A 12,174-nucleotide genomic window follows, 5' to 3' on the forward strand; every position below is an offset into this window, starting at 1 on the left:
TCTACTCCAGCTCGAGGCCGAGCTTCTCCTGGATGGCGGAAAGCTGACCAGCCGACGCCCTCAACAGGTGGGTTTCGTGCTCATCGAGCGGGATGTCGAGCACGCGCTCGACACCGCCACGGCCCACGACGCTTGGGACGCTCATCGCCACACTGCTGACGCCACGGTAGTCATTCAGGACCGTCGAGACCGTCAGCACGGCTTTTTCGTCATTAATGATGGCCTCGCAAATCCGAGCCGCGGAAACCCCGATCGCCAGGTTTGTTGCGCCCTTGCCCTGGATGATTTGGTACGCCGAATTTGCGACCTCGTCGCGCACCGCGTCCAATTCGGTCTCAGTGAAGGCGAGGGAACCGTCGGAATTCCTCCACTCGCGAAGCGGAATGCCGCCGATATTGGCGTTTGACCACACGGCAAACTCGCTATCGCCATGTTCACCAATAATGCGTGCGTGCACGCTGCGTGGGTTCACGCCGATCCGCTTGCTCAAGAGCCATTTGAGCCGGCTCGAATCCAGCACGGTTCCCGAGCTAAAGATGCGAGACGGATCGAGCCCCGTGGCCTGCTGGGCGGCAACCGTGAGGACATCGCACGGATTCGTGACGAGCATGAACATCGCTTCGGGCGCCTGCTCGAGAAGCTGCGGCATAAGGGAGCGAAGAATCTTGACATTGGTGCCCGCAAGATCGAGACGAGTCTGGCCGGGCTTTTGACGCGCACCAGCGGTGATCACGACGACGTCGGCGTCGGCCACGCACGAAATGTCGCTCCCGCCAAGAATCGTCGCTCCTGATCCGAACTGTGCGCCGTGAGCGAGATCGAGAACCTCAGCCTCGGCCTTAGCGGTCGCGAGGTCGTACAGGGCAATCGTCTGCGCGCTCCCGCGCAGCATCGCGGCATACGCGACGGACGAGCCCACACTGCCGGCGCCGATCACGGCAATCTTGGTGGGGCGAGTGGAGGGAGAACCAGCTGAAACAAGGGGAGAAGTCATATTTTTATGGTTCGCTCGCGCGAGGCCCTTTGGCAAGTGAGTGATCCTCTTTTCACACGATCGATTCCTTCTCGCAGGCGCAGAAACCTTGAGACCTCACTCGTTAGACTGGACGGCGGAGCCGGCAGTGTAGGTCGGTTCGCACCCGAGAACTAAAGGAGTCATCCGTGTCCCAGCTTTCCATCGTCCTCGACGGCTCACCCACCACGATCGAGCAGGGGACCACGGGAGAAACGCTGTACGAGGGTCGCCGCGAGATCGTCGCCCTGCGCATCAACGGCGAACTGAAGGACCTGTACATCGCGCCCGCCGAAGGCGACACCGTCGAGGGCGTGGACATCGCGAGTGAGGATGGCCTCAACATTCTGCGTCACTCATGCGCACACGTTCTCGCGCAGGCCGTTCAGCGTCGCGACAGCAACGCCAAGCTCGGTATCGGCCCGTTTATTACGGACGGCTTCTACTACGACTTCGACGTCGCCGAGCCCTTCACCCCCGAAGACCTCAAGGCGATCGAGAAGGACATGCAGCGCATCGTCAAGGAAGGTCAGCGTTTCCAGCGCCGCGACATCGATGACGCCGACGCGCGCGAAGAGGAAAAGGACGAGCCGTACAAGCTTGAGCTGATTGGCCTGAAATCGAATGCCGATACCGCCGCCGAAGGCGCGAGCGTCGAAGTCGGCGACGGTGGCCTCACGATGTACGACAATGTGAATAAGAAGGGCGAGGTCGTGTGGACCGACCTGTGCCGCGGGCCGCACCTGCCCTCGACGCGCCTCATCGGCAACGGCTTCTCCCTCATGCGCTCCGCAGCCGCCTACTGGCGTGGGAGTGAAAAGAACCCGATGCTCCAGCGCATCTACGGAACCGCGTGGGCGACGAAGGACGACCTGAAGGCCTACAAGTTCCGCCTCGAGGAAGCGCAAAAGCGCGATCACCGCAAGCTGGGCAGCGAGCTCGACCTGTTCAGCTTCCCCGATGAAATCGGCTCCGGCCTTGCCGTGTTCCACCCCAAGGGCGCCATGGTACGCATGGAGATGGAAAACTACTCCCGTCAGCGGCACGTTGAGGCCGGGTACGACTTCGTGTATACCCCTCACGCGACCAAAGGGCAGCTTTTCGAAACCTCCGGGCACCTCGACTGGTATCGCGACGGCATGTACCCCCCGATGCATCTCGATGAAGAACGCGATGCTGAAGGCAACGTCACCAAGCAGGGCCAGGACTACTATCTCAAGCCCATGAACTGCCCGATGCACAATCTCGTGTTCGCCGCCCGCGGGCGCTCCTACCGTGAGCTTCCCCTGCGACTGTTCGAGTTCGGCACCGTGTACCGCAACGAAAAGAGCGGCGTGATCCACGGTCTCACGCGTGCGCGGGGTTTCACCCAGGATGACGCCCACATTTACTGCACGCGCGAGCAGATGCGCGATGAGCTCACAACGCTTCTGACCTTCGTGCTCGACCTGCTCAAGGATTACGGCCTCGACGACTTCTATCTCGAACTGTCGACGAAGAACCCCGAGAAGTTCGTGGGTAGCGATGACGTGTGGGAAGAGGCGACGCGAACGCTCGAAGAAGTCGCGACCGCCTCCGGGCTCGATCTCGTTCCCGATCCGGGTGGCGCAGCGTTCTACGGCCCCAAGATTTCCGTTCAGGCGAAAGATGCGATTGGGCGCACGTGGCAGATGTCGACCATTCAGCTCGACTTCAACCTGCCCGAACGCTTCGATCTCGAATACACGGCGCCTGACGGCTCGCGCCAGCGACCCGTCATGATCCATCGCGCGCTCTTCGGCTCCATCGAGCGCTTTTTCGGTGTTCTCACCGAGCACTACGCGGGTGCCTTCCCCGTGTGGCTCGCGCCGGTGCAGGTCGTGGGGATTCCCGTAGCGGGAGAATTCGTGCCCTACCTCGAGGAGGTTGCAGCGAAGCTTCGCGCTCACGGCGTGCGCGTCGAAGTCGATGCGTCTGATGACCGCATGCAGAAGAAGATCCGCAACCACACCAAGGAAAAGGTGCCGTACATGCTGATCGCTGGCGGTGAGGATCGCGACGCCGGAGCCGTGAGCTTCCGCATGCGCGACGGAAGCCAGGACAACGGCATTCCGGTTGACGATGCAGTCGAGCGCATCCTCGAAGCGATCCGCACGAAGGCTCAAGTGTGAACCCGATGAACGGTGAGCAGGAGGCTCGAGTCGGGGAGGCCTTCGAGGACGCCCACGCATTCGCCGGCACCCCCGACTCCCTCCAGCGCCTGTGGACACCGCACCGCGTGGCATACATTCAGGGGGAGGGGAAACCCTCGAGCGCGGAGGCTACCGACGAATGCCCGTTTTGCACGGGGCCGGACAAGAGCGATGAGGACGCACTTATCGTTCACCGAGGCGACTTCGCGTTCGTGATTCTCAATCTTTTCCCCTACAACTCCGGGCACCTTCTCGTGTGCCCCTACCGTCACGTGAGCGACTACACCGACCTCACGCGCGAGGAATACCTCGAAATCGCGGAGCTCACGCGAACGGCGATGCGCGTGGTACGTGCCGTGTCCAATCCCGCGGGCTTCAACCTCGGGATGAACCAGGGAGAGGTTGCCGGGGCTGGAATCGCCGCGCACCTTCACCAGCACGTCGTACCGCGGTGGCTCGGCGATGCGAATTTCCTTCCAATCGTGGGGCGCACCAAGGCCCTCCCGTTCCTGCTCTCGCACACACGCGACATGTTTGCTGAAGCGTGGCCCGAGGCAGGGAAGAAAGGCGTAAAGGAGCACACGTGAGCACTACAGGGCAGTCGCGCGGCTACGGCTACGACGTTTACCGCGATGTCCCTGAGGACATCGCCCATGCGATGCCATCGTTCGGGGAACGTGCGAAAAAGAAGCCGCGCGGCAAGGTCGCCACGTGGATCATCTTTTTTCTCGCCTTTCTCGCCCTCGCCATCACCGCACTGCTGCTCTTCTACTTTGTGATCCTGCCGCAGGGGATTGGGACGAGCCTCGTCTCGCTCACGGCCGCCCTCGTACCGTTCGGCATTGTGCTCAGCGCCGTGTGGTGGCTTGACCGTAATACCCCTCAGCCGCGCTTCACAAAGACCTATGCCTATTTGTGGGGATCTATCGGCTCCATTGCCATGACGTATATTTTCGGCACGGCCGTCATCTTTTTGATCGCCATGCAGGCCAAGGATGCAAGCTCTCAGGAATTCCTCGCGGTGGCATTCCAGGCCCCGGTCGTCGAGGAGTCGACGAAGGCGTTTGGGCTCGTGCTGCTCCTCCTTTTCGGGCGGCGCTACATTTCTGGGACGATCGACGGCGTTATTTACGCGATGCTCATCGCTGCTGGCTTCGCCTTTACCGAAAACATCACGTATTTCGCACGGTCATTCGCGGCTGCTCAAGTCGAGGGTAACTCGACTGTTTTCTGGCAGACCTTCTTCTTACGTGGGCTTCTTTCACCGTTTGCGCACGCGAGTTTCACCTCGCTCGTCGGGCTCGGTGTCGGTATCGCGGCGGAGCGCCGGAGCCTTCCTCTCTACTTTTTCTTAGGAGCCGGCGGACTGAGTCTCGGTATGGGCCTGCATGCCCTGTGGAATGGCGGTTCGATGCTCCTCGCACTCAATGGCGTGACGAGTCTGAAAGGGCTTTTGTTCTGGTACGCGATCATCGAGGTGCCGATCTTCCTCACACTCGCGCTGCTCTTCATTTTCCTTCGCTGGCGCGAGAGGCGGATTCTGCGCTGGCGTCTTTCCGACTACGGGCGTGCCGGGTGGTTTACCCCGAGCGAGGTTGACATGCTCGTGGGCCTGCGCCGCCGTCGCCGCGCCGTGGCCTGGGCCGCAAGCTATGGAGCAGTCGCCTCGTGGACGATGAAAGAGTTCCAGCGCGTGGCGTTGCGCCTCGCCGCACAGCGGCAAGCTGCGCTTGCGGGACACACGTCCTCCAGGATCAAGGAATCCGAAGCCATGTTGCTTTCGCAACTGACTGAAACGCGACGAGTGCTGGCCGCGCTCACGTATCCGGTTGCGCCGGCGCGTACAATGGTTCAGCGATAATTTCCGAAGAATGAGGGAAACCGATGTCAGGTCACTCTAAATGGGCAACAACGAAGCATAAGAAAGCTGCGATCGATGCTAAGCGTTCGAAGCTCTTCGCGAAGCTCATCAAGAACATTGAAGTTGCGGCGCGCATTGGCGGCCCCGACCCCGCCGGTAACCCCACGCTCTACGACGCGATCCAAAAGGCTAAGAAGAGCTCCGTCCCGAACGACAACATTGATCGCGCGGTTAAGCGTGGCGGCGGGCTCGATGGCGCTGGAGTCAACTACGAGACTCTCATGTACGAAGGCTATGCCCCCGGCGGCGTCGCGCTTCTCGTCGAGTGCCTTACCGACAACAAGAACCGCGCCGTTTCGGAGGTGCGCGTGGCCTTCACGCGCAACGGTGGAAACATGGCTGACTCCGGCTCGGTGTCCTATCTCTTCAACCGCAAGGGCGTTGTGACCGTCACCAAGGCCGGCCACACGGAAGATGAGCTGCTCGAGATCGTGCTCGACGCTGGTGCCGAAGAGATCAACGACGAGGGCGAGGTTTTCGAGATCATCTCGGAGGCGTCGGACGTCGTCAGCGTCCGCACCGCACTCCAGGAAGCCGGCGTGGACTACGACAGTGCCGAGGCCTCGTTCGTGCCGACCATGCGAACTGCGGTGGATCTTGAAGGTGCCCAAAAGGTGCTGCGCCTTATCGACGCGCTCGAAGACAGCGACGACGTGCAGAACGTGTACTCAAACCTCGATATCCCCGAGGACGTTGCCGCGCAGCTCGAGGCCGAATAGTCGGCCCACACGAGGGCTGTATGCGAGTTCTGGGAATTGATCCCGGTCTCACCCGGTGCGGGTTTGGGGTCGTCGATGGCGGCCCCGCCCGATCCGTGCGCCTTGAAGCCGTTGGCGTGATCACATCGGCCCGGGACGCCGGCGTGGATGCACGCCTCCTCGAGATTTATCAGGGACTCGTGCACGTGATCGAGCAGTATGCACCGGATATCGTCGCGGTCGAGCGTGTGTTCTCGCAAAATAACGTTTCGACCGTCATGGGGACGGCGCAGGTGTCGGGTCTCGCGATTGTGCTCGCGGCCGAGAGGGGAATCCCGGTCGCGATGCACACTCCTTCCGAGGTTAAACGCGCGATCACGGGCAACGGCCGCGCCGACAAGGCGCAGATTCAAACGATGGTCCAGAAGATTTTGCATTTGGATGCGCCGCCCAAGCCCGCGGATGCGGCGGATGCGGTGGCGATCGGGATCACGCAGCTGTGGCGAGGCTCAGGTCCGGTCAAGTTAGGTTCCGACGGTGCCCGGCGAACAAGCGCCCAAGCTCAGTGGGCCGAGGCCGAGCGAAAGGCTCGACTCGCCCAGGAGAGGTCGACCTCCCGCCTGTAGTCGTACGCGTGTTCTAAAATCGGGGGCGTGATTGCTTCCCTTCGCGGCGCCGTGAGCGCCATCGCTCTCGATTCTTTCGTCCTCGATGTTGGCGGGGTGGGGTACCTGGTCAACACGTCACCACAAACGCTGTCTGCTGTGCGCACGGGGCAAGAGGTGCTCGTGCACACGGAGCTTGTGGTGCGCGAGGATTCGATGACGATCTACGGCTTCTTGACGAAAGACGAAGCCGATCTCTTCCGCACGATTCAATCGGTTTCGGGGATCGGTCCGCGAATTGCGATCGCCGTGCTTGCAGTCATGGACCCCGCAACATTCGCGCGCGCGGTCCTCAACGAGGACCTCAAAACCCTGACCTCGGTGCCTGGAATCGGAAAGAAGGGGGCTCAGCGCATGACCCTCGAGCTGAAGGACAAGGTCGCTCCCTTCGCGGCGGGCACGTCGGAGGGCGCAGCCCCCGTACCCTCGGCGCCGGAGACCAACGAAAGTTCGGTTCTCGATTCGCGCGCCGCGAAAGACGTCGTGCAGGGCCTTCAGGGCCTCGGATGGCCCGAGAAGGGAGCCAAGGAGGCCGTCGAGGCGGTGCTGCTGAGCTATGAAGAGTCCGAGCAAGGATCGAGTGCGAGCCTCGATTCGGGTGTGCTGCTGCGTCTTTCGCTCCGTCAGCTGGGTGGTCGCTCATGATTGAACATTCCGGGGTGAGCGGCGAGGGAGCTGAGACAGGCGAGACTCTCCAGCGGATCATCGGTGCGGAAGCCGGCGCCCTTGACCGCGCAGCAGAGGGTGCCCTGAGGCCCCGTGAGCTTGCCGACTTCGTGGGGCAGAAGAAGGTGCGCGAACAGCTCTCGCTTGTGCTCGATGCCGCATCGCTGCGGGGAACGCCTCCTGAGCACATGCTCCTCTCGGGGCCTCCGGGCCTCGGGAAGACAACACTCGCGATGATCATCGCGCACGAGCTGGGCTCGCCGCTCAAAATTACGTCCGGGCCAGCCGTCCAACACGCCGGTGATCTCGCCGCCATTCTCTCGTCGCTTGAAGAGGGTGAGGTGTTGTTCATCGACGAAATCCATCGCCTCGCACGCCCCGCCGAGGAAATGCTCTACATGGCTATGGAGGATTTTCGCGTCGATGTTGTGGTGGGCAAAGGGGTCGGGGCCACGGCGATCCCACTCGAACTTCCCCCATTTACGGCGGTCGGAGCGACGACGCGCGCCGGGATGCTTCCCTCGCCTCTTCGCGACCGGTTTGGATTTACGGGTCACCTGGACTACTACACGGCCGAAGAACTCGCCCTTGTCATCGCAAGGAGTGCCGCGCGGCTGGAGATAGATATCGATCCTCAAAGCGCGCACGAGATCGCCTCACGTTCGCGCGGTACGCCGCGTATCGCTAATCGACTTCTGAGGCGCGTACGCGACTACGCCCAAGTGCGCGGCGGCGGCGCGATCACGATGGATTCCACGCACGAAGCGCTCACGGTGTACGAGGTTGATCCCCGGGGCCTGGATCGGTTGGACCGAGCAGTGCTGCAAGCACTGTGCACAAAGTTTGGTGGCGGACCGGTTGGCCTTTCTACCCTCGCGATCGCAGTTGGCGAGGAAACAGAGACCGTCGAGACCGTCGTCGAACCGTTCCTCGTTCGCGAAGGTCTCCTCGGTCGCACCCCGCGAGGCCGTATCGCAACACCCGCGGCATGGGAGCACCTGGGGCTTGACGTTCCCGCCGTCGACCCCGCGCGTGGCGGAACACTCTTCGATGAGCCCGGACGTGAGGACGGTCGCTTTAACTGAGTGGGGAATAGCGGCCATACGCGGGTACAGTGGAACGGATTATGACTCCCGATGGAAGGCTCGTCTCGTGGATAACCCCATGCTTTTGATGATCATCATGCTCGTCGTGATGGCTGTACCGATGTTTCTCATGTCGCGCGGTCAGCGCAAGAGGGTGCAGCAGCATCAGGAACTTGTGAAGTCTCTTGGCGTCGGTGATGAAGTCCGTACCCACTCGGGCTTTTACGGCATGATCGTCGAAGAAGAGGGCGAGACAGTGATCCTGGAAACCGAGGATGGCTCGCAGCTCAAGTGGAACCGCAACGCGATCGCCGAGCGTGTCGACAGCTTCGGGGAAAACTCGGCCGAGCCGACCTTGAGCGATGCTCCCGTCTCCGATGCCGACCTGCGTAGTGACGCGGAGAAGAGCTCGGACTTCCTCGCTGACGACAGCAAGAACTGAATCGAAGAAGGCGACGCGCGGTACCCACGTGCGTCGCCTTCGTATGACTTAAAGGACCGTTCATGCCAGCACGACGCATAGCGCTTACGACGCTCACCGTCCTGATTCTCGTCCTCGGGGGCATCCTCGGCTTCGGCGTAGCGAACAACGGGTGGAAGGCCGTCCCGAAGCTCGCGCTCGATCTCGAAGGAGGCACTCAGGTCATCCTGCAAGCCAAGTCTCACGGCGGTGAGGCGATCACTCCCGAGCAGATGGAGCAGGCACGCCAGATCATTTCTCAGCGCGTGAACGCGATGGGCGTGGCGGAGACGGAGATCTCCGTCCAAGGCGGCACGAGTATTGTCGTGAACGTTCCCGGGAAACTCGATGAGGCTACGAGCGATGCACTGCGGCGCACCGCCACTATGAGCTTCCGTCCCGTGCTTCTGCAGGTGGCGCCCAACGCCGGTGTTTCCGATGCGGGCGGGGCAAGCGACGGGACGAGCGAGGATGCTGCGTCGCTCGGTCCCGTTGCGCAGGACGTTGCACCTGCCTCGGATGGCGGAGAAGAGGGATCCTCATCTTCTGCGAGCAAAGGCGTGAACACCTATAAAGGGGCGAAGGCCTGGAGCCAGGAATGGCTCTCAACGGTCGACCAGAAAGAGTTCGCCAAGCTCGACTGCACCGACCCCGACACGCTCAATAACCATTCGGTTACAGGCCGCGACGACGAGGCGGTCGTCGCGTGCGGAGCCGGTGGCACCTCGAAGCTGATCCTCGGTCCAGTTGTCGTCAGCGGCGAAGCGATCAAGGACGCGAGCGCCGGTGCGGATAAGAATAAAACCGGTCAGGATACGGGTTTCTATGCAGTCAATCTGACCTTCAACGATGCGGCTGGTAAGGCCTTCGGCGAAATGAGCTCGGCGCTCTACGGCGATCAGGGAGCGACTAAGCAATTCGCAATCGTGCTCGATTCCCTCGTGATCTCGGCACCGCAGGTCCAGGCCGTGACGACAACCCAATCCACGATCACGGGCAACTTCACGGCCGATCAAGCGAAGGAACTCGCGAGCCAGCTCAAGTTTGGCGCGCTCCCGCTCGAGTTCACGGTGCAGTCAGAGCAACAGATATCCGCGACGCTCGGCTCCGATCAGCTCACCTCGGGCCTCATCGCGGGTCTTATCGGCCTTGCTCTCGTCGTCATCTATGCCGCATTCCAATACCGAGTGCTCTCAATCGTGACAACCGCATCGCTTGCCATCATGGGCGTGCTCGCCTACCTCATCATCACGCTCATGTCGAACATGCCTGAGATCGGCTATCGCCTTTCGCTTGCAGGTGTCGCCGGCCTTATCGTGTCGATTGCCTTCACGGCGGATTCGTTCATTGTGTACTTCGAACGCGTACGCGACGAAATCCGCGACGGGCGCGGCATCGTGGCAGCGATCGACCACGGCTGGGACCGGGCGAAGCGGACGATCCTCGCGTCCGACGCCGTCAACGTGATCGCCGCTGTCGTGCTGTATCTCGTGAGCGCGGGCAGCGTACGCGGCTTCGCCTTCACGCTCGGTCTTACAACGGTTCTCGACCTTCTCGTGGTGTTCTTGTTTACGCACCCGCTCCTGCAGAGCCTTGGGCGCACGAACTTCTTCGGCAAAGGGCACCCAGCCTCGGGCCTCGACCCCGCACTGCTCGGGCGCGACGTTCCAGCGTATGCGGGCCGCGCGCGCTTCCGCAGCTCCGAAGAACGCGGAAAGGGGCGTAAAGCCAAGGGCGGCGATAGGGGCGCGGCTGGCGTCGGAACTGAAACCCTTGCCGAGCGCAAGGCGCGCCTCGCACGCGAAGCCGCGGAGGACTCGCATGGTGCCGACCACGACGCCACTCCTGCCGGCTCGCACGCAGCGAACACCGAAGCCTCTTCGCCTGAGGATACAACCCCGAAGGAGGACCGCTGATGTCGCGCTTTTCCACGTTCGGCAACGAACTCCACTCCGGTCAACGTTCAATCCCCATCGTTCCTCGCCGCAAATGGTGGTACTTGGGCTCTGCGCTCATCCTGGTGATCCTCGCAGCGATCACGGGGGTGCGGGGCGTGAACTGGGGTATCGAATTCACGGGTGGCAGCGAGTTCCAGATCTCGCACGTGAAGAACCCGGACCAAGCTCTCGCCCGTGATGTTGTGCGCGAACACGTGCCCTCGAACGAGCCGCGCATCTCGCAGGTGGGTGGCAATATTCTGCGCGTTCAAACGGAAGAGCTCTCCACCGATGCGACGAAGGCGCTCAGCGCAGACCTCGCGAAGGCCTACAACGTGCCTGCGGAGGATGTTTCGAGCTCATTCGTCGGGCCCAACTGGGGCGGGGACGTCACCGCGAAGGCTATCCAGGGCATCGTGATCTTCATGCTGCTCGTGACCATTGTGATGGCGCTCTATTTCCGAAACTTCAAGTCATCGGTTGCCGCGATGGCCGCGCTCACCCACGACCTTCTCTTCACAATCGTGGCGTATGGCGCGATCGGATTCGAGGTCACCCCCGCCACGGTGATCGGTTTTCTTACGGTCCTTGGCTACTCGCTCTATGACACGGTCGTCGTCTTCGACAAGGTGCGAGAGAACACTGAGGGCTTCCTCGAGCGCACTGACGCGAGCTTCGCGACCCTCGTCAACCGAGCGACGAACCAAACGCTCGTGCGTTCAATCAATACGTCGGTTGTTGCGCTCTTGCCCGTCGGCTCGATCCTGATTATCGGCGCATTTATTCTTGGAGCCGGAACGCTGAAGGATATTTCGCTCGCCTTGTTCGTGGGCATCATCGCCGGCACCTACTCATCCATCTTCCTTGCGCCGAGCTTCCTCGTGGACCTGCGTAAGGGCGAAAAATCTATCAAGGACCACACACTGCGCGTTGAGCGCACACATGAAAAGGACGTTGTCACGGCATGACCACTACGCCAGTACCCCCCGAAATTGCCGAAATCGAACGCACACACATCGGGCTCTACCAGGATTTTCCGCAGCCCGGCGTCCTCTTTCGCGATATCACCCCGCTTCTGCGTGACCCCAAAGCGATGAAAACCGTCATCAAGTACTGGGCGAGCACCGTTCCCGCCGAGGTTGATCTGGTTGTGGGAACGGAGGCACGTGGTTTCGTTTTTGGTGCCCCGCTCGCGTACGAGATGGACCGCGGTTTTGTGCCTGTGCGAAAGGCAGGCAAGCTTCCGGGGAAGCCGAACTCTCTCACCTACGACCTCGAATACGGTTCAGCAACGATCGAAATCGCGGAAAACGCCGTCCCGAAGGGGGCGCGCGTTCTCGTTCTCGACGATCTTCTGGCAACCGGCGGCACGGCCGCGGCGACTATCCAGCTCGTTGAATCGCTCGGTGCCGAGGTCGTGGCTGCCAGCTTCCTCATCGAGCTTCTCGGACTCGGTGGCCGTGAAAAGCTCGGTGACATCCCGCTGCACACCGTGTGGAGCATCCAGAACTGACTTTGAGTGCCCTGGACATGGCCACGGGCGTTTTTGGGTCTAAACT

Annotated in this window: 12 protein-coding genes; 11 read left to right on the forward strand and 1 reads right to left on the reverse strand. The window is 61.6% G+C overall.

The genetic code is table 11. From position 1 onward, the window contains the following. Position 1: 1 nt before the first annotated feature. Positions 2-994, reverse strand: coding sequence for an L-lactate dehydrogenase (locus E6X30_RS00135; protein ID WP_316335496.1), 993 nt, complete (start codon positions 992-994; stop codon positions 2-4). Between the two features lie 167 nt (positions 995-1,161). Between E6X30_RS00135 and thrS the strand changes: the two genes are divergently transcribed. The 11 genes from thrS to E6X30_RS00190 all read left to right on the forward strand — a co-directional run bounded on the left by thrS (position 1,162) and on the right by E6X30_RS00190 (position 12,128). Continuing rightward, complete coding sequence (gene thrS / locus E6X30_RS00140) at positions 1,162-3,162, forward strand: threonine--tRNA ligase (protein ID WP_016664402.1); 2,001 nt, start codon at positions 1,162-1,164, stop codon at positions 3,160-3,162. 5 nt (positions 3,163-3,167) lie between these two features. Continuing rightward, positions 3,168-3,770 (forward strand): HIT domain-containing protein, encoded by a 603-nt coding sequence (locus E6X30_RS00145; protein ID WP_316335498.1) that lies wholly within the window; start codon positions 3,168-3,170, stop codon positions 3,768-3,770. After that, a complete protein-coding gene (locus E6X30_RS00150; protein ID WP_316335499.1) occupies positions 3,767-5,044 on the forward strand; it encodes a PrsW family intramembrane metalloprotease in 1,278 nt (425 codons plus the stop codon). The genes E6X30_RS00145 and E6X30_RS00150 overlap by 4 nt, the downstream gene beginning before the upstream one ends. Positions 5,045-5,067: 23 nt before the next feature. Further along, positions 5,068-5,823: a YebC/PmpR family DNA-binding transcriptional regulator gene (locus tag E6X30_RS00155; RefSeq protein WP_016664405.1), complete on the forward strand. Its 756-nt coding sequence runs from the start codon at positions 5,068-5,070 to the stop codon at positions 5,821-5,823. A gap of 20 nt (positions 5,824-5,843) precedes the next feature. Further along, positions 5,844-6,428 (forward strand): crossover junction endodeoxyribonuclease RuvC, encoded by a 585-nt coding sequence (gene ruvC / locus E6X30_RS00160; protein ID WP_016664406.1) that lies wholly within the window; start codon positions 5,844-5,846, stop codon positions 6,426-6,428. Between the two features lie 27 nt (positions 6,429-6,455). Then, positions 6,456-7,112, forward strand: coding sequence for a Holliday junction branch migration protein RuvA (gene ruvA / locus E6X30_RS00165; protein ID WP_016664407.1), 657 nt, complete (start codon positions 6,456-6,458; stop codon positions 7,110-7,112). Further along, positions 7,109-8,218, forward strand: a complete 1,110-nt coding sequence (gene ruvB / locus E6X30_RS00170) for a Holliday junction branch migration DNA helicase RuvB (protein ID WP_316335500.1) — start codon at positions 7,109-7,111, stop codon at positions 8,216-8,218. Before ruvA ends, ruvB begins: the two co-directional genes overlap by 4 nt. Positions 8,219-8,285: 67 nt before the next feature. Then, entirely contained in the window at positions 8,286-8,660 is a 375-nt protein-coding gene (gene yajC / locus E6X30_RS00175; RefSeq protein ID WP_236621891.1) for a preprotein translocase subunit YajC, read from the forward strand. A 62-nt stretch (positions 8,661-8,722) separates the two neighbouring features. After that, positions 8,723-10,594 (forward strand): protein translocase subunit SecD, encoded by a 1,872-nt coding sequence (gene secD, locus E6X30_RS00180; RefSeq protein WP_316335501.1) that lies wholly within the window; start codon positions 8,723-8,725, stop codon positions 10,592-10,594. Beyond that, positions 10,594-11,583 carry a protein translocase subunit SecF gene (secF, locus tag E6X30_RS00185; protein WP_016664411.1) on the forward strand — a complete coding sequence of 330 codons (990 nt, stop codon included), beginning with the start codon at positions 10,594-10,596 and terminating at the stop codon, positions 11,581-11,583. Before secD ends, secF begins: the two co-directional genes overlap by 1 nt. Further along, a complete protein-coding gene (locus tag E6X30_RS00190; protein WP_016664412.1) occupies positions 11,580-12,128 on the forward strand; it encodes an adenine phosphoribosyltransferase in 549 nt (182 codons plus the stop codon). Before secF ends, E6X30_RS00190 begins: the two co-directional genes overlap by 4 nt. Positions 12,129-12,174: the final 46 nt, after the last annotated feature.

The sequence above is a fragment of the Dermabacter sp. genome, assembly GCF_032550575.1.
In the GTDB taxonomy this organism is placed as follows: Bacteria; Actinomycetota; Actinomycetes; order Actinomycetales; family Dermabacteraceae; genus Dermabacter; species Dermabacter hominis.